The 19,247-nt window shown below is 28.0% G+C and carries 17 protein-coding genes; 9 read left to right on the plus strand and 8 right to left on the minus strand.

Translation table 11 applies throughout. From position 1 onward, the window contains the following. Positions 1 to 31 precede the first annotated feature (31 nt). The 6 genes from Q0733_RS03990 to Q0733_RS04015 all read left to right on the plus strand — a co-directional run bounded on the left by Q0733_RS03990 (position 32) and on the right by Q0733_RS04015 (position 6,026). Entirely contained in the window at positions 32 to 310 is a 279-nt protein-coding gene (locus Q0733_RS03990; protein ID WP_298779262.1) for a hypothetical protein, read from the plus strand. Positions 311 to 399: 89 nt separating this feature from the next. Continuing rightward, complete coding sequence (locus tag Q0733_RS03995; RefSeq protein ID WP_298779264.1) at positions 400 to 1,980, plus strand: SulP family inorganic anion transporter; 1,581 nt, start codon at positions 400 to 402, stop codon at positions 1,978 to 1,980. Positions 1,981 to 1,990: 10 nt separating this feature from the next. Then, positions 1,991 to 2,770 carry a universal stress protein gene (locus Q0733_RS04000; protein ID WP_298779266.1) on the plus strand — a complete coding sequence of 260 codons (780 nt, stop codon included), beginning with the start codon at positions 1,991 to 1,993 and terminating at the stop codon, positions 2,768 to 2,770. 5 nt (positions 2,771 to 2,775) lie between these two features. Beyond that, on the plus strand, positions 2,776 to 3,402 hold the full coding sequence (locus Q0733_RS04005) for a carbonic anhydrase family protein (RefSeq protein ID WP_298779268.1): 627 nt from the start codon (positions 2,776 to 2,778) through the stop codon (positions 3,400 to 3,402). Positions 3,403 to 3,521: 119 nt separating this feature from the next. After that, positions 3,522 to 5,384 carry a SulP family inorganic anion transporter gene (locus tag Q0733_RS04010; protein WP_298779270.1) on the plus strand — a complete coding sequence of 621 codons (1,863 nt, stop codon included), beginning with the start codon at positions 3,522 to 3,524 and terminating at the stop codon, positions 5,382 to 5,384. A 12-nt stretch (positions 5,385 to 5,396) separates the two neighbouring features. Beyond that, positions 5,397 to 6,026, plus strand: coding sequence for a carbonic anhydrase family protein (locus Q0733_RS04015; protein WP_298779273.1), 630 nt, complete (start codon positions 5,397 to 5,399; stop codon positions 6,024 to 6,026). A 38-nt stretch (positions 6,027 to 6,064) separates the two neighbouring features. On the opposite strand, the gene Q0733_RS04020 is transcribed toward Q0733_RS04015, so the two are convergent. After that, entirely contained in the window at positions 6,065 to 6,601 is a 537-nt protein-coding gene (locus Q0733_RS04020; protein ID WP_298779275.1) for a CvpA family protein, read from the minus strand. 81 nt (positions 6,602 to 6,682) lie between these two features. Here Q0733_RS04020 and Q0733_RS04025 point away from each other — a divergent pair, with 81 nt between their 5' ends. Continuing rightward, the gene (locus Q0733_RS04025) at positions 6,683 to 7,039 is read left to right on the plus strand and encodes a hypothetical protein (protein ID WP_298779277.1); all 357 of its coding nucleotides are present in this window, start codon (positions 6,683 to 6,685) and stop codon (positions 7,037 to 7,039) included. Positions 7,040 to 7,080: 41 nt separating this feature from the next. Here the strand turns inward: Q0733_RS04025 and Q0733_RS04030 are convergent, their stop codons facing one another. Then, complete coding sequence (locus Q0733_RS04030; protein ID WP_298779279.1) at positions 7,081 to 7,875, minus strand: SDR family oxidoreductase; 795 nt, start codon at positions 7,873 to 7,875, stop codon at positions 7,081 to 7,083. Positions 7,876 to 7,973: 98 nt separating this feature from the next. On the opposite strand from Q0733_RS04030, the gene Q0733_RS04035 reads away from it, so the two are divergent. Then, positions 7,974 to 9,344 carry a thioredoxin-like domain-containing protein gene (locus Q0733_RS04035; protein ID WP_298779282.1) on the plus strand — a complete coding sequence of 457 codons (1,371 nt, stop codon included), beginning with the start codon at positions 7,974 to 7,976 and terminating at the stop codon, positions 9,342 to 9,344. Positions 9,345 to 9,363: 19 nt separating this feature from the next. Here the strand turns inward: Q0733_RS04035 and Q0733_RS04040 are convergent, their stop codons facing one another. The 3 genes from Q0733_RS04040 to Q0733_RS04050 all read right to left on the minus strand — a co-directional run bounded on the left by Q0733_RS04040 (position 9,364) and on the right by Q0733_RS04050 (position 11,683). Beyond that, a complete protein-coding gene (locus Q0733_RS04040) occupies positions 9,364 to 10,266 on the minus strand; it encodes a DMT family transporter (protein WP_298779285.1) in 903 nt (300 codons plus the stop codon). 68 nt (positions 10,267 to 10,334) lie between these two features. Beyond that, entirely contained in the window at positions 10,335 to 10,694 is a 360-nt protein-coding gene (locus Q0733_RS04045) for a YraN family protein (protein WP_298779287.1), read from the minus strand. Then, entirely contained in the window at positions 10,694 to 11,683 is a 990-nt protein-coding gene (locus Q0733_RS04050) for an LD-carboxypeptidase (protein ID WP_298779289.1), read from the minus strand. Before Q0733_RS04050 ends, Q0733_RS04045 begins: the two co-directional genes overlap by 1 nt. A 50-nt stretch (positions 11,684 to 11,733) precedes the next feature. Here Q0733_RS04050 and metG point away from each other — a divergent pair, with 50 nt between their 5' ends. Then, positions 11,734 to 13,878 (plus strand): methionine--tRNA ligase, encoded by a 2,145-nt coding sequence (gene metG / locus Q0733_RS04055; protein ID WP_298779291.1) that lies wholly within the window; start codon positions 11,734 to 11,736, stop codon positions 13,876 to 13,878. An 84-nt stretch (positions 13,879 to 13,962) separates the two neighbouring features. Here metG and Q0733_RS04060 read toward each other — a convergent pair whose 3' ends face one another. From Q0733_RS04060 to Q0733_RS04070, 3 genes are all read right to left on the minus strand, one after another. After that, positions 13,963 to 15,543 (minus strand): solute:sodium symporter family transporter, encoded by a 1,581-nt coding sequence (locus tag Q0733_RS04060; protein ID WP_298779294.1) that lies wholly within the window; start codon positions 15,541 to 15,543, stop codon positions 13,963 to 13,965. 173 nt (positions 15,544 to 15,716) lie between these two features. Continuing rightward, positions 15,717 to 17,354 (minus strand): S8 family serine peptidase, encoded by a 1,638-nt coding sequence (locus Q0733_RS04065; RefSeq protein ID WP_298779296.1) that lies wholly within the window; start codon positions 17,352 to 17,354, stop codon positions 15,717 to 15,719. Between the two features lie 189 nt (positions 17,355 to 17,543). After that, on the minus strand, positions 17,544 to 19,220 hold the full coding sequence (locus Q0733_RS04070) for a S8 family serine peptidase (protein WP_298779298.1): 1,677 nt from the start codon (positions 19,218 to 19,220) through the stop codon (positions 17,544 to 17,546). Between the last annotated feature and the right edge of the window lie 27 nt (positions 19,221 to 19,247).

Genomic DNA, 19,247 nt, shown 5'->3' on the forward strand with positions numbered 1-19,247 from the left:
TCTTTTGAAAATTAAGATTACACTTTTTTTTATGATTATATTTTCTAATCTAATAGTTGCTCCAACAGTTATTAGTTTAGTTGATTGCAATCATGAAATTTCAGTTTTGCTTGATATGAATGAAGAAGAAGAAAAAGGAAAAGGAAAAGAATCTACAAAAGATTTAGAGATAAAAATTCAACAAACAGAACATAATTGTTCTTTTTTATTAAGAGAGATTCAAAAAAATAAGAATCTTAGATTTCTTTCAAAAAACTACATTTCTAAATATCCAAAGATATTTACACCTCCTCCAGAATTTATCTCATAATTTTCGTAGTTTTTATAGTACAAATCAAACAAATTTTTTAACAAAATTATACTAAGTTTTAATAAGCTTGGTAACAAAATTATATACATATGTTTAAATATATTAAAAACGATTTACCTGCAAGTATTGTCGTATTTTTTGTTGCATTACCTTTATGTTTAGGTATTGCTCTTGCAAGTGGTGCTCCTCTTTTTTCTGGCTTAATAGCCGGTATTATTGGTGGTATTGTAGTAGGAGGCTTAAGTGGCTCTAAAATAGGTGTTAGTGGGCCAGCTGCGGGTTTAGCAGCAATAGTATTAACTGCAATAGGTACTTTAGGGGGGTATCAAAACTTTTTAGTTGCTGTTGTTTTAGGCGGAATTATACAATTAATTTTTGGTTTCTTAAAAGCAGGAATTATTGGTTATTATTTTCCATCATCTGTAATTAAAGGGATGTTAACAGGTATTGGAATTATCATTATTCTAAAACAAATACCACACTTTTTTGGTTATGATGCAAATTCAGGAGGAGATTTTGCTTTCTTTCAAATTGATGGAGAAAATACTTTTTCTGAAATTCTTAAAACGGTAAACAATATTAGTTTAGGTTCAACAATTATTGGATTTATTGGGCTAGGAATCTTATTACTTTGGAGCAATGTTTTATCAAAAAAAGGAAAAATATTTAACTTAATTCAAGGGCCATTAGTTGCTGTTGTTTTGGGTATTGTTTACTTTTTTATAACACAATCTAATTCAAAATATGGTATTAGTTCATCTCATTTGGTAAGTGTTCCTGTACCAGATAATTTAGATTCTTTTCTAGGACAATTTAGCTTTCCTAATTTTGGTGCAATTACAAATCCAGAAATTTGGGTAGTTGCTTTTACAATAGCTTTAGTGGCTAGTTTAGAAACTTTATTGTGTGTTGAGGCTACAGATAAACTAGATCCTCACAAAAATGTTACACCAACAAACAGAGAATTATTAGCACAAGGTACTGGAAATATAATTTCTGGTTTAATTGGTGGTTTGCCTATTACGCAAGTAATTGTTAGAAGTTCAGCAAATATTCAATCTGGAGGAAGAACTAAAATGTCTGCCATTATTCATGGTTTCTTCTTATTAATATCTGTTATATTAATTCCAACTTTATTAAATAAAATACCTCTTTCTGTATTAGCAGCAATTTTATTAATTGTGGGTTATAAATTAGCAAAACCTGCATTGTTTTTACAAATGTATAAGCAAGGTTGGAAACAATTTTTACCATTTACAGTAACCGTTTTAGGAATTGTTTTTATTGATTTATTATGGGGAATTGGCTTAGGATTAGCTGTAGGAATTGTTGTAATCTTAATTAAGAGTTTCCAAAATTCCCATTTTTTACACATCGAAGATAAAAGTAATGGTAAGCATAAAATAAAAATGACGCTTGCAGAAGAAGTTACTTTCTTTAACAAAGGTGCTATTTTAAAAGAATTGGATAGTTTACCAAAAGACACCTATTTAGAGTTAGATGTTAGAAAAACAAGGTATTTAGACAATGATATTATTGAAATTTTAGAAGATTTTGCATTTAAAGCAAAAGAAAGAAACATAGATATTCAACTAATTTCTGAAAGAGGAATTATTGAAAACCCTCCTAGTTATATTGAGTTTTTTCAGCTTAGACCAAAAACAGCTTAAATTTAAAATAATGAAAAATAATAAGTATAAAATACTAGTACTTTCTGATTTAACAAAAGCTGCAAAATCTACTTTAAAAAATAGTGTTGGTTTGGCAAAAATGATTGATGGACAAGTTGATTTTTTCTATGTTAAAAAACCTACAGAAATTGTTGAAAAAGAAAATCAACTATCAGCAATAAGAACTATTAACGAAAAATATAATAAAACGGGTAAAGAAATAGAAAACTTAATTAAGCCTATTTCACAAGGAGCAAATATTACTATAAATTACAAATATTCTTTTGGTAATATTAAAAGTGAAATAGATAATTATATTTTAAAAAACAATCCAGACATAATAGTTCTTGGCAAAAGAAAACCAAAACTAGTTAATTTTTTAGGTGATAATATTACTCAACATATTTTAAATAATCACAAAGCAATTGTAATGATTGCTGATGATAAAAATGGGCTAGATTCAAATAAAGAACTATCATTAGGTTTTTTAAACGAAATAAATTCTCAAAAAAAAATACAAGAAGATTTAATCAACCATACAAACAAACCATTGACTTGTTTTAAAGTTACTAATAAATCTGAAACTTTAGAGGAAACAAAAATATCAAACCCAAAAAAACCAATAGAATATGTGTTTGATAATGATGGTAATACTCTAAATAAAATTTCTAAATATCTTGTAAAAAGCAATGTAAATTTATTGTTTGTAGATAGAGAGAAAAACAATCAGAATTCAAAAACACAAAATATTATAAACAATGTAAATTGTTCATTAATTTTATCAAACTAAAAATTATGAAAGCACATACTAAAGAAACACAAGCGTCTATTTCTCCAGAAAAAGCTATAACACTTTTAAAAGAAGGTAACAGTCGTTTTGTATCAAATAAAGAAGTAAATAGAAATTTATTAAATCAAGTTAAAGACACAAGTAAAGGTCAATTTCCATTTGCAACAATATTAAGTTGTATAGATTCTAGAGTATCATCTGAACTTATTTTCGACCAAGGAATTGGAGACATTTTTAGCGCAAGAGTTGCAGGAAATTTTGTAAATGAAGATATTTTAGGAAGTATGGAGTTTGCCTGTAAATTAGCAGGAACCAAAGTTGTAGTAGTTTTAGGACACACTGCTTGTGGTGCTGTAAAAGGCGCTTGTGATGATGCAAAACTTGGAAACTTAACTGCATTAATTAGTAAAATTAAACCTGCAGTTGCAGCTGTTAAAGAACCAGCAGATGAAAATTTAAGAAATTCTGGAAACATCGATTTTGTAAATGAAGTAGCAGAAAAGAATGTACACATAACAATTGAAAATATTAGAGCTCAAAGCCCTGTTTTAAAAGAAATGGAAGATAATGGTGAAATTAAAATTGTAGGAGCTATGTATGATATTAAAGATGGAGCAGTAAAATTTTACTAGTCTTAAATATTAAAAACAAATCTATATTAAAAATCAATCTCTTTATAGGGATTGATTTTTTTTGTCAATTTTAAACCTTAAATTGTGCTCAATATAGTATTATACTAATATTTTATGTTATGAAAAAATTATTCTCAAACTTTAAAGGTGATGCTTTTGGAGGTATTACAGCAGGAATTGTAGCTTTACCTTTAGCTTTAGCTTTTGGGGTTTCTTCTGGCTTAGGGCCAAGTGCCGGTTTATATGGTGCTATATTCATTAGTTTTTTTGCAGCACTTTTTGGCGGTACAAACACCCAAATTTCTGGACCAACTGCTCCAATGACAGCTGTAAGTATGGTTGTAATTGCAGGTATTATTGCATCAAATGATGGTGATGTATCTAAAGCTTTGCCAGCTATTTTAACTGTATTTTTATTAGCAGGTCTTTTTCAAATTGGGTTAGGTTTAATTGGTTTAGGAAAATACATTCGATACATTCCTTATCCTGTTGTTTCTGGTTTTATGACTGCAATTGGAGTTATTATTTTATTAACTCAAGTTTTACCATCTTTAGGATATTATCCAAAAGAAGATGTTGAGTATGTTCAAAAATTTAAACCTCAAGCAGAAGAAGTAATTTTAGAAAACATCTTAAAAGAAGAAGCTGGAGAAGGTATTTTAGTATTAGAAAATTTTAAAGAAACTATTTCTAGAGCTGAAAAAATAACATCTAAGGATATTTTAAAAGAATCTCAAATATTAGCCGCAAAAGAAACTTCTGGTGCTTTAGGAGCCTTAAAAGCATTTCCTAGAGCCATACAAAAAATCAACTGGTTAGAGCTTTTACTGGCATTAGGTACCATATTAATAATTTATGGTTTTAAACGGATTACCACAAAAGTTCCAAGCACACTTGTAGCATTAGTTGTAATGTCTGGTATTGCTTTTGGTTTTGATTTACCCTACAAAGCAATTCAAGAAATTCCTAGTGGAATACCACAAATTAAATGGGCAATTTTCTCAGATTTTTCTTTAAACAGTATAACTCCATACATATTTACCGCCTTAACATTATCACTTTTAGGAGCCATAGATTCACTTTTAACAAGTGTAGTTGCAGATAATATGACCAAAACTAAACACAAACCTAATAGAGAGTTGGTAGGGCAAGGAATAGGAAATAGTATTGCTGCTTTATTTGGTGGAATACCTGGAGCTGGGGCAACTATTAGAACAGTTGTGAATATTAATGCAGGAGGAAAAACAAAGCTTTCTGGTATGATTGCTGGTGTAATGTTGTTGATAATTATGTTAGGCCTAGGACCAGTAGCTTCTAAAATACCTGCAGCAGTTTTAGCTGGAATTTTAATTACTGTTGGTATTGGTGTGATGGACTATAAAGGATTAAAAGCCATACCTACTTTGCCAAAAGATATTAAATTAGGACCTATAAAATTAAGCTCTGAAGTATTAATAATGATGGTCGTTTTATTACTATCAACTTTTTGGAACTTAGTATATGCTGTTGGTATTGGTTTGGTAATTGCCTCTTTAATGTTTATGAAAAAAATTGGAGATTTAACTGCTGAACGTTCAGATGTTAAAACTTTAAAAGAAGAAGCTTGGGCAGATGAATCAGGTTTTCCAAAGAATTTAATAGAAGAAGTTTTTATCAAACATATCAAAGGACCATTGTTTTTTGGTTCTACTAGTGATTTTCAAGCGCTTTCTCAACAAATTCCTGATTCTGCAAAAACAGTTATTATGCGTTTAGGTAGAATGCAGTATATGGATCAATCTGGTTTATATGCAATGGAAGATATGTTACAAGATTTAAAAACCAAAAACGTAGATGTGTTGTTTGTAAATCTTTTAAAGCAACCAAGATATATGATGGAAAGAATAGATATTATTCCAGATTTTATTCCAAAAGAACATATTTTTAAATCTTTTGATGAATGTGTAAGTTGGGTAAAACAAAATATAGAAGACGAAATTTAAAAAATTATAATTATGAAAAGTATTGCAATAAATAAAGAAGTTCAAAATTCTTTAACACCAAAAAGTGTTTTAGATGATTTATTAGAAGGAAATCAAAGATTTATAAATAATAACTTACAAAAAGCAGATTATCAGTCTTTAGTAAATGATACCGTTGCTGGTCAATATCCAAAAGCTGTAGTATTATCTTGTATAGACTCTAGAGTGCCTGTTGAGCAAGTTTTTGATCAAACAATTGGAGATATTTTTGTGGCTAGAGTTGCCGGAAATTTTGAAAATACAGATATTTTAGGAAGCTTAGAATATTCTTGTGCAGTTGCTGGTAGCAAGTTAATATTTGTTTTAGGTCATGAAAGTTGTGGTGCAGTAAAAGCTGCTTGTGATGGAGTAGAATTAGGTAATATAACAGCTATGTTAGATAATATTATACCAGCAATAAAAGAATCTGCATTAGACTTTGAAGATGATGTAAATTCTTCTAATAAAGAATTTGTAGCTAAAACAGTGGAGTGGAATGTGCGTTTAACTATTGAAAGAATTCGTGAGAAAAGTAAAATATTACAAGAAATGGAAGTTAATGGTGAAATAGAAATTGTAGGTGGTGTTTACTCTTTACAAACTGGTAAAGTAAATTTATTATAAAAAGAAACACAATTCATATAAAAAAAGAGGCTTGAAAATTACAAGCCTCTTTTTTTATTGGGTAATTCAATAGTTGTTTTACCATCTTCACCCTCTTTTATAATTGATGGAAACAATGTAGGTGCAATTTGTTTTATAGGTTTATAAAACAATGATTCATCTAAAGTTTCTTGAGATATAAAAGGAATTGTATTATTTATCCTACCAAAGAAAATAAAAACTACACTTAAAATTAAAGCAGTTTTAAGCGCTCCAAAAAGTCCTCCTAAAAATTTATTAATTAATCCTAAAGCAGCTACATCTGCTATTTTGGTTAAAATTTTTCCAATGATAATTATTAAAATAACAACAACTAAAAAAGTAACAGCAAATGAAACAATTTTATTAGTTTGACTAGACCAATTAAAACTAGTACCAACTAAATAATTCTCTATATAAAAAGAGTAATTAATTGCTGCATAAATACCTATAATAACGGCTACTAATGAAGCAACTTCAGCAAAAAGACCTTTCATAATTCCTCTTACAAAAGAAAGAATTAGCAATACAAGAATAACAATATCAAAAATATTCATGAAAAAAATTTCTTCAAACCTACATCTTTTTTTTACAATTTAAAAATACGCATTGTATCTTTACCTTTTTTAAACTTTAAAATGATTAAATCTAACAACCTTAAAGAAAAATATAATTTTCTTGTAGAAAAATTAACTCAACAATTTGCTGACGGCGAAGAATTAAATTTAGACGGAATAATTTATTTAGTTGGAGTTCAAGAGCTTGGTCAAGGTCATAGAGAGTTTAAAAAAGATGAAAAAGTAAACTTAATGCACATTGCAATTTGCAAACTATTAGAACCTTATGGTTATTATGAGTTTGACTTTTTTGATAATGATGGCTGGCCGCATTATAAAATACTTACTGAATTACCCAATCTAAAAGCAGGTGAACAAACTGTTTTAATGAAAGACGCTATTGTGTCGTACTTTGATGCCATAGGATATTTAGAATAAAAAGACTCTTTATAGTTCTATTAAAGAGAAAAAACATGAACTTAAATTACACTCAATTTTCTAATCATGATAGTAACTATTTTAGGAAAAAAACGCTTCATATAAACACCTAATTTTTCTTTAGCACCAGCAATATAAACTTCCTCTTTTTTGTTTTTAATTGCTTTTGCCATCAACTTAGCAAAACGATCTGGCTGAATTCCATTTTGAGTAGCAATGTCCATTTTTTGCTGTTGTTTACCATCGCCAATTAGAGCATTCATAGATACATTTGTGTTTACAAAACCTGGACAAATTAAAGTAACTGCAATATTATCTTTAAAATGTTCTGCTCTTAAACTATCAAAAAAACCATGCAAAGCATGTTTGCTAGCTGCATAACTGGAGCGTAAAGGTGTTCCTATTTTACCCACAATACTAGTAGTTACAACAAAATGACCTATTTTATTTTTAACAAAATGAGGCAAAATTGCTTTTGATAACGCAACCGTACCCAAATAATTAATATCCATAATTCGCTTATCAACAGAAATTTGTGTGTCATTTACATATGATCTTTGACTAACTCCTCCATTGTTTACTAAAATATCGATATTACCAAAAACAGCTAATGCTTCATCAACTTTTATCTCTAAATTTGTGTAATCTTCTAAATCTAAAACAATAATTTTTACAAGATTTATATTCTTACATTGGGCTTTAACCAACTCTAACTCTCCTTTATTTCTTGAAGATAAAATAAGTTTTGCATTTTGATTGGATAACTCAATGGCCAATGCTTTTCCAATTCCAGATGAAGCACCAGTAATCCAAATTGTTTTATCAGAAAAACTCATATTTTTGATTTTTAATGCTAAATATACCTATTTTAAAACAGAAATAGTACATTTGGTATACTTCTTGAAATTAATACATCAAGAATAAAATTTAAAAAATGATGAAAAATATTTTTACTTATATTCTCCTAATTTCTTCAATTGCTAGTGCTCAAAATACTATTAAGGGTGTTATAAATCCTAAATTAGATAGTAATTGGGTAATTTTGTACAAAATAGAAGGTACAAAACAGCAGTATATTAAAGACACAAAAACAAAAATAGATTCTATAGTAATTAAAGGTGAAAAAACAGGTGTTGCCCATTTTGAATTTGAATTACCATCGTACGCTAAACCTGGAACATATAGAATAAATTACAGAATTGAAGGTGAAGGTAATTTAGATTTTATTTATAATAAAGAAAATGTTTCACTAGTTTTTAACCCTGATTATCCTGAAGATTCAGTAATTTTTACAGAATCTATAGAAAATAATTTATATAAAGAGTATCTAGAAAAGATTAGTGTTGCGCAACAAAAACTAGATTCTATTCAAATTGAAACTTTACAAAAACCAGTTTTATTTTCACAAGAAAATTACAAAACTGCATTAGATAATGTTAATTCTGTTCAACAACATTATCAACAAATTACAAAAGATAAATACATCAATTCTTTTATAAATGCTTCTGCACGAAAAAATAATCCTGAGCTTTTAACATCAGCAAAACAATATATGTCTAACATGAAAAACATGTTTTTTGACAATATAGATTTTTCAGATAAAGCATTAGTTAATTCGTCATTTTTAATTAATAAAACATTAGAATTTATCTTTTATATTAATTATTCTGATGATAAAAATACACAGCAAAACTTATATAAAGAATCTATAGAAAAGGTACTTTCTAATATTAAGGATATTAACTATAAAAAAGATATTATAGAGTTTTTAATTTTACAATTTGAAGCATCAAAAAATTTAGAAATTATAGATTATCTATTTGAAAACTATTATAATAAACTACCTATAACAGTACAAGATGCTAATTTTAAAGAAGAAAAACTAAGTCTTTTAGCTGCAGAAGTTGGTAGGATTGCGCCAGATTTTTCTTGGAAAGAAAACGGAAAAACTTTAAAACTTTCTACCTTAAATGATGCAGAAACTTATGTAATGGTTTTTTGGAGTACTAGTTGTCCTCATTGTTTAAGAGAAATTCCGAAATTGCATACCTATATGAAAGATAAAAAAGACATAAAAGTAATTGGTTTTGCTTTAGAAAAAGATGCTTTTGCTTGGGAGTCTTATATAAAAACAAATTTATCTGGTTGGCATAATGTTTTAGGATTAAACAAGTGGAAAAATAAAACGGCAAGAACTTATCAGGTATTTTCTACACCAAGTTATTTTATCTTAGATAAAAATAAAAAAATTATTGCTAAACCTCATGAAATTAAAGACGTTAAAGAGTTTTTAGAGAACAAATAGCTATAAAAAATAATACAATTTACTTTTGATTAGTTTTTTTTATCGACATTATTACAATTCCGATAATTACCAAAATTGCTCCAAAAAATTGAAATAAGGTTAGTTTTTCATTTAGAAAAAAGGATGCTAATAGTATTGTTGAGATTGGTCCAACACCTGCAACAATAGCAAAGTTAGAAGAACTAATTATTTTTATAGACGCACTTACCAAAAATGACGGAATTACAGTTGCAAAAACAGCTATTAAAAACCCTAATCCATAAACTTGCCAAGGCAAAACAAATAAATTTGTTTCACTAATAATACTAAAGTGTACAAATACACTAAAACATGAAACTAACATTGCATACGCTGTAAATTTTATTACTCCAAATTTTGGAATTAACCAACCACTACCTACCAAATAAGAAGCATAAGTTATGGCGCTTAAGAGTATAAATAATCCACCTAAATAAACATTATTACCCAACGTATCAACTTCATCAGAAAAAGCAATTACAATACCTAAATACGATAAAAATATTGCCAATATTTGAACTTTAGTAATTGATTTTTTTAAAAAAATTCTATTTAATAAAATTACTATTGTTGGATATACAAATAAAATAATGCGTTCTATACTTGCTTTTATATATGTTAAGCCTACAAAATCGAAAAAACTTGCTAAATAATAACCTATCAAACCAAAAAAAAGAAGCCAAGCATAATCTTTTTTATAAATTTTTACTCCTTTATTTTCATTTCTGTACATATATGCGATAACTACATAAAAAGGAAAAGAAAACAACATTCTTAGCAATAACATGGTTATGGCATCAACTTTATAATTATATGCTAGTTTAACCATTACTGCTTTAGAAGAGAAAAGTACAATACCTAAAATTCCTAAAAAAACACCATACCAAAATTTTTTTGCAACCATACAAACAAAGTAAAACTTACTTTTAAATAAGTTTACTCTACTATTTTTTTTATACGATGTTCAAGAAATTAAAAATGTAAAAAAGCATCTTTTAAATGCTCAATTTTTGTGGTGTTTTTTTGATGGATAATGGCAATAATATCAAAACGGACTTCTACGTCTAAATCTCGTTCTACAACATAATAATCAATAGCAGAAAGTAATAATTTAATTTTCTTCGGATTTACAAACTCTTCTGGATTTCCAAAATAATTGGTGCTTCTTGTTTTTACTTCTACAACGGCTAAAATATTTTCTTTTTGAGCAATAATATCAACCTCAGCTTTTAAATATCTATAGTTTTTCTCTAAGATTTTATAATCGTTTTTAATTAAAAAATCGATGGCTAATTGTTCTCCTTTTTTACCAAGTTCATTATGTTCTGCCATTATTTAAAAACAACTGAAGATTTTTCTTTACCAACTGTTAACTTAATATTTCTACCAAAAATCATTGCCCTATTATCTGCTTCATGGCCTGCAGGAAAATTAAACAAAACAGGAATATTTGAAGGAACAACATCTAAAATTAATTGCTCAATAGAACTCCCCCATTTTGTAGAATTCTTTTTGATTAATGACATATCTCCAATAATTACCGCTTTTACTTTTGTAAAATATTTTGCTCTTTTTAAACTCTGTAACATTCTATCAATTGAATATTTATATTCGCCAATTTCTTCTATAAATAAAATTTTATGATCAGTATTTAACTGGCTTTCAGAGCCTAACATCGATGTTAAAATTGCTAAATTACCTCCTATAATTTGCCCATCAACATTTCCTTTTCTATTGTATGATGATGAAGGAATTGTATAACTCAATTGCTTACCAAAAAGAGCATTTTTAAATGATGAAATTGTTTCAATAATATCTTCTGGCTTTTCTTCTAAACTTGTTGCCATCATTCCATGAATAATTTCTACACCTAAATTATGTATGTGGTTGTGAAAGGCAGTAATATCAGAATAACCAATAATCCATTTAGGGCTTTGTTTAAACTTCGTAAAATCTAATAAATCTAAAATTCTTACAGAACCATAACCTCCTCTTGCAGACCAAATTGCTTTTATATTTGGATTGTCTAAAGCGTCTTGAAAATCTTGACAACGTTCTTCATCAGAACCAGCAAAATGCTTTCCGTTTTTAAATATATTTTTACCTAAAACAGCTTTTAAACCCCAACTTTCTGCTAATTTTTTGGCTTGTAACACAACTGCTTTTCTGCCAGGTTTTAAAATTCCTGCAGGTGCTAAAATTACAATGGTATCTCCTTTTTGTAAATAAGGTGGTGTTATTAATTCTTTCGTTTTTTCTTGTGCAATTATTGATGAAAAGGTCATCAAAAAAAGTAAAATAAATACAGTTTGTTTTTTCAAAATAGGTCTTTTTTTTAAGTTCAAACAATTTAAAAATCTAAGATAAGTAAATGTATCTATTTTCAATCGATTTTAAAACTCGGTTTTTTGTACTTTTGCATTTCAAAAATCAGTCCACAAATAAAATCAAGGAAAATTCGATGAATACTCCAAAAAGATATACAGTTACAGCAGCTTTACCTTACACAAATGGTCCAATTCATATTGGGCATTTAGCAGGTGTTTACGTTCCCGCAGATATTTACGCGCGTTATTTACGTTTAACTGGTAAAGATGTGGCTTACATTTGTGGTTCGGATGAACATGGTGTTGCAATACCAATGAGAGCAAAAAAAGAAGGTGTTTCTCCACAAGATATTATCGATAAATATCATGGAATTATAAAACAATCTTTTGCCGATTTCGGAATTTCTTTTGATAATTACTCACGTACTTCATCTAAAATTCATCATGAAACTGCTTCAGAATTTTTTACAAAAATGTATAATGATGGTGGATTTATTGAAGAAGTTTCTGCGCAATTATACGATGCTGAAGCCAATCAGTTTTTAGCAGACAGATTTGTGGTTGGTACCTGTCCAAAATGTAATTTTGAAGAAAGTTATGGAGATCAATGTGAAAACTGCGGAACTTCTCATAATGCAACAGATTTAATCAATCCAAAATCTGCAATTACAGGAAATATACCAACAGTAAAAGAAACAAAACACTGGTTTTTACCTTTAGATAAACATGAAGCTTTTTTACGTGAATGGGTTTTAGAAGGGCATAAAAAAGACTGGAAACCAAATGTTTACGGGCAAGTTAAAAGTTGGGTAGAAGATGGTTTAAGACCAAGAGCAGTAACCAGAGATTTAGATTGGGGAATTCCAGTACCTGTTGAAGGTGCAGAAGGAAAAGTTTTATATGTTTGGTTTGATGCGCCAATTGGATATATTTCATCAACCAAAGAATGGGCTGAAAGAGAAGGAAAAAACTGGGAAGATTATTGGAAAAAAGACGATACTAAATTGGTTCATTTTATTGGAAAAGACAATATTGTTTTTCACTGTATTATTTTTCCAAGCATGTTAAAAGCTCATGGTGATTATATTTTACCAGAAAATGTGCCTGCAAATGAATTTTTAAATTTAGAAGGAAACAAATTATCTACCTCTAAAAACTGGGCTGTTTGGTTGCATGAATATTTAGAAGAATTTCCAAATCAACAAGATGTTTTACGTTATACTTTAACAGCAAACGCGCCAGAAACCAAAGACAACGATTTTACTTGGAAAGATTTTCAAACAAAAAATAATAGTGAATTGGTGGCAATTTTTGGTAATTTTATCAATAGAGTTGTGGTTTTAACCAATAAATATTACACTGGCATTATTCCTACTCCAAATAATTTTACAGAAGTTGATGAAGATGTTTTAGCTGCTGTAAAAGAATTTCCTAACATTATTGCAAAATCAATAGAAAGATACCGATTTAGAGAGGCTAGCCAAGAATTAATGAATTTAGCAAGACTTGGAAACAAGTATTTGGCTGATGAAGAACCATGGAAAGTAATTAAAGTTGATGAAGAACGTGTAAAAACAATTATGTTTGTTGCTTTGCAAATTTCTTCAGCTTTAGCCATTTTATCTGAACCTTTTTTACCTTTTACTTCAAAAAAACTAAAAGGAATTTTAAATATTGATAAAAATTTATCTTGGGAAGCTATTTCTGAAAAAGATGTTTTGGTTTCTGAAAAACATCAAATTAATAAAGCAGAATTACTATTTTCTAAAATTGAAGACAAAACTATAGAAGCACAAATTGCAAAATTAGAAGCTACAAAAATTGCAAACGAACAAGAAAATAAAGTTGTTGAACCTCAAAAAGATACTATCGATTTTGAAGATTTTACAAAACTAGACATCAGAATTGGTACTATTTTAGAAGCTGAAAAAGTGGCTAAAACTAAAAAACTTCTAAAACTAAAGGTTGATGTTGGTATTGATGTTAGAACCATTGTTTCTGGTATTGCAGAAAGTTTTTCTCCGGAAGACATTATTGGTCAACAAGTTTCTGTTTTGGTAAATTTAGCTCCAAGAAAAATTAGAGGCGTAGAAAGCCAAGGAATGATTTTAATGACGGATACTCCTGATGGAAAATTAGCTTTTGTAGAGCCTGAAAAGAAAGTTAAAAACGGACAAGAAGTTAGCTAGAAAACTTATCACAATTAGCGTTAAAAACTGCAATTTTTAATAGTTGTAAAAACAACTGACAAAAAAATCATCAGAAAATAATAATTAAGCAAAATAAACATATACACCAACAACAATTAAGCAAACTGCAATACCTGCTTGTTTTGTGTATTTCCATGGAGTAATATCTACTTGCTGCGTATATTCTTGAATAAATGGTTCTTTTCTTGGATTTAGTTTTCCAATTACCAGCATTATAATAACATTTATAATAAATAAAATAGCCATTATGTCTAAAAAATGTAACTCAGTAAATGTTTCAGGAAAATAAATATCAATAAGTAAATAAACAATATATAACGCACAACCAGATGCAAGTCCTATTTTAGCAGCAATTGCGGGTACATATTTTGTTAAATAACCCACAATTATAATGGTTAAAATAGGAATACTATAAATACCATTTACTTTTTGTAAATAATCAAATAAACTACCTGCATCGGCAATTAAAGGTGCTACAAACATAGCCGCAATTGCTAAAATTACTCCAAAAGTTTTTCCATATTTTACAACTGTTTTTTCATCAGCATTTTTATTAATATGTTGTTTGTAAATATCAATACCAAATAAAGTTACAGAACTATTTAAAACACTATTAAAAGAACTTAAAATAGCCCCAAATAAAACAGCTGCAAAAAAACCAACCCAAGCATTGGGTAGTACTTTTCTTACCAATTCAGGATAAGCACTATCTGCAGATTCTAAATTTCCTTTAAATAAATGAAATGCTATTAAACCTGGTAAAACCACAATAATTGGCCCTAATATTTTTATAAATGAAGCTAATAATAATCCTTTTTGACCTTCTTTTAAATCTTTGGCTCCTAAAGCTCTTTGTATAATTTGTTGATTTGTTCCCCAATAAAAAAGTTGAACTAACATCATACCTGTAAAAATGGTGTAAAATGGAACAGGGTCACTTTTACTTCCCATAGATTTAAACTTATCAGGGTTTTCTGATGTTAAAATTGATAATCCATCTAATACACTTCCATCACCAATCATTAATAATCCAAAAACAGGAATTAAAACACCACCAATTAACAAACCTATTGCATTTATAGAGTCTGATACTGCTACTGCTTTTAATCCACCAAAAACGGCATAAATAGAACCTATAATTCCAATTCCCCAAACACAAATCCAAATAGATTGTTTATGAGTAACACCTAATAATTCTGGTACATCAAACATACCGCTAACTGCTAAAGAACCTGAATATAAAATTACCGGAAGCAAAACCACTACATAACCTGTAAGAAATAAGCCTGAGGTTAATGTTTTTGTTGTTACATCAAACCTTTTTGCTAAAAAACCTGGCACAGTTGTTAAACCTCCTTTTAAATACCTCGGTAATAAAAATATGGCTGTTACAACCATTGCAATTGCTGCTAAAGTTTCCCAAACCATAACTGACAAACCACTTTGGTATGCTGCTCCATTTAAACCAACAATTTGTTCAGTAGATAAATTTGTTAGCAAAAGTGAGCCCGCAATAACACCTGCAGTTAAACTTCTTCCTCCTAAAAAATATCCATCTGAAGATTCTTCTTCTGTTTTTCTAGTTTTTAAATAAGCGATAATTGCTACTAAAGCTGTAAAGCCAATAAAAGTTAAGAATTGCATTTATAAATTATTAAATGTTTTAAAATCATCTAAATATACATCAGATTTTTTAAAAGATATAACGATGATTTTATTTAAAAGCAATTAATGAACTCTATTTTTCTATTTACATAGTTTTTTTGGATACTGCCTAAATGAATAAATATTTCAAAATTAAATTATTATCGTTTTAATTAATTCTTAGAAATACTATCAGCCATAATTAATGCATTATACGCATTTAGAACTTTGCCCGATTTAGATAATTGATTAAAAGGAGTTGTTTTATTTTTATCCTCTTTGGTTGGCGTACTCACTTCTAGGGTATACTCTAAACCAGAATCCATTAAAATATGTTTTACTTGAGGTGCTGTTAAATTTGGGTAATAAGAGCGAATAAGACCAGCTACACCAGAAGTTACAGCGGAAGCTGAAGATGTACCTCCAGATTTAGTGTATTCATTATTTGGTGCAGTAGTATAAATTTCATATCCTGGTGCAAAAACATCTACATCAATTTTACCATAATTAGAGTTTTCTGTTTTAAACTCACTTGACAGCTTATATGACGTTGCTCCAATAAGCATAAAATTATCTGAAACCTCTACTTGATTATTTACATTGTCATTTGGGAAGTAATTATTATTAGTATCTAAGTTATAGCTAAAATTACCAGCAGAAGAAATAATTAGTACATTATTTTTTTCTGCATATTGTATTGCATCAAAAACCCATTCTTTATGTATCGAGAATTCTTTACCAAAACTCATATTAATTACTTTAGCACCATTATTGACAGCATACCTTATAGCTAACGCAATATCTTTATCATGTTCATCACCATAAGCAGAAATAGCTAGAGGCATAATTTTTATTTCATTGTTTAAAGCTATGTTGTTAATAATGCCTGCCATTTTTGTACCATGATTTAAAAGCTTAATATTATTATTTAAAATATTATTACCATATTTAGTATCAGTAATATCTTCTGGATTGTCTCCTTGAATTTCTCTATCATTGTAATTAAGTCCAAGTAATTTATCTAATCTCTCCTCTGCAAGATATTTTTCTTTTATAACATATTCGTCATCAATTTCTTTATCTAAACAATCTATTAATATTAAGAAATGAATATCATCGATTGTGTTAGATTTTAGGTTTTTTAAACTGTCTAACGCTTTTATAGTAAAAGGTTTATTTTTAAAAAATTTAGATAATTCTTTTTTTGCTTTGAAATAGTATTCATATAATTTGGTGTGATATTTTTTTTCATACAAATCAGATTTCAATCTTTTGTCATACTTTTCTTTAGCGTTTATATATAGTTGATAAGATAAAGAATCTTTGGGCTCAATATCAACAATATTCTTGCTTTCAAACTTAGGGGATAATTTTTTAAGTATTCTGGTGTATTCAAAATTTACAAACTTATTGTTCTCTCCATTAATATTTCCTAAAAAATTCCACCCATTAACATCATCAATATAGCCATTTTCATCATCATCAATATTGTTGTTTGCAATTTCATTTTTATTTACCCAAATAGTCTCTTTTAAATTTAAATGATTAATATCAACTTCATTATCAATAATAGCTATAATGGTTTCCTTACTTTTTTTATATATCAGCAAACTATCATAGGCTCTTAATAAACTTATCCCCGGAATTGTATCTAATTCAATATCCTTAAGATGCCAATTTTTGGTTTTTTTAATAGATTTAATGGTTAAAGAGCTATCTATTAAAGGAGTTATTATTAGTTTTCTTATATTATTATCAATTTCACAAGAAATAAAAGAAATAAAAACCAGTATTAAAATATTTTTTTTCATAATTAAATAACATTACTACAATAATAACCAAAACACCTTTAAATAATATTAATTAAAGGTGTATTTTTTAAGGAAGCAAGAACTCTAGTTTTATTTAAGGGCAATTAAAAAACTCTATTTTTATATTTACAAAGCTTTTTGGATACTGCCTAAATGAATAAATATTTCAAAATTAAATTATCGTTTTAATTAATTCTTAGAAATACTATCTGCCATAATTAATGCATTATACGCATTTAAAACTTTGCCCGATTTAGATAATTGATTAAAGGGTGTTGTTTTATTTTTTTCCTCTTTAGTTGGCGTACTCACTTCTAGGGTATACTCTAAACCAGAATCCATTAAAATATGTTTTATTTGAGGTGCTGTTAAATTTGGGTAATAAGAGCGAATAAGACCAGCTACACCAGAAGTTATTGCGGATGCTAATGAAGTGCCGCTTTCAAATTTATATTTGTTATTTGGAAGTGTTGTGTATATCTTTTGCCCAGGAGCAAACAAATCAACATCATTATCCCCATAATTGGAGTAATATGATAATAATTTTATATTTAAATTAAAAGAAGAAGAACCTATTAACATAAAATTATCAGTGATTTCAGCTCCATTTTTTATGTTATCATTCGGAAAATAATCATTAGAATTTAAATTTTTACCTAAATTTCCTGCCGATGAAATTATTAAAACATTTTTTTCTTCTGCATATTGTATTGCATCAAAAACCCATTGCTTATGTAGAGATAACTCTTTACCAAAACTCATGTTTATAACTTTGGCTCCATTATCAACAGCATATTTTATTGCTAAAGCTACGTCTTTATCATGTTCGGTCCCATTTGATGAAATAGCCAAAGGCATTATTTTTAACAGATTAGAAATTCCTTTGATTCCTTTATGATTATCTCTATCAGCTGAAATTAGTCCAGCAATTAATGTTCCATGATAAAGTTTATTTATATTTTTATTAATAAACGGATTTCCATAATTTTTAAATGTTATATCTGAAGGGTTTTCATCTATATCTTTTCTGTCATAATATTCTAAATTATATATTGTATTTATTTTATTTTCAGCATTTTTCTTGTAGTTATTTACCCAATCTTCGGTTAAATTATATTTAATAAAATCAGAAATAAAATAAGCATGCTTTGCAAGTGGGTTATTGATTTTTTTATATTTTTTATAGACACTATCTAACTCTTTCGGAGTGTAGTCTTCTCTAAGAAATAAATTTTTCATAGCTTCCTTAGCTTTTGGGTATCCATAAAAAAGAAAATCTCCATATTCTAAATCTGATTTTGCTCTTTTTATATTTTTATCGTATTCAGTTTTAGCTTTAATAAATAAATCAAACTCTTCATGCTTATCAACAGGAACATCTTCTTTTTTCTTATTATTAAATTTATTTTTATAAAATCTAATTATTCTTACCGATTCAGTACTTGAATATATAATGTTTTGACCTTTTAGATTTCCAAGAAAATTCCATCCGTTTATGTCATCAATATATCCATTGTAATCATCGTCTATTTGATTGTTAGGAATTTCATCATTATTTATCCATATATTATTTTTTAATTCCTCATGATTAATATCTACTTCAGTATCAATAACTGCTATAATAACTTCTTTCCCTTTTTTATTAATCAATAAACTATCATAAGCTCTCTGTAGACTAACACCTGGCACTGTATCTATTTCAATATCTTTTAAATACCAACTTTTAAAATCTTTTAAAGACTCTAATTCTTTATTTTTTAAAAGAAGCTTGTTATCTAATCTTATAGGCATATGTTTAACTTCTTTACAAGAAAAAAAACTTATAAAAACCATTAAAAGTACAATACTATTTTTAATTTTAATCATTTATACTAATTTTGATATAGTAACAAA

Origin of the sequence: uncultured Polaribacter sp. (genome assembly GCF_947500975.1) — a bacterium.
Taxonomy (GTDB): domain Bacteria; phylum Bacteroidota; class Bacteroidia; order Flavobacteriales; family Flavobacteriaceae; genus Polaribacter.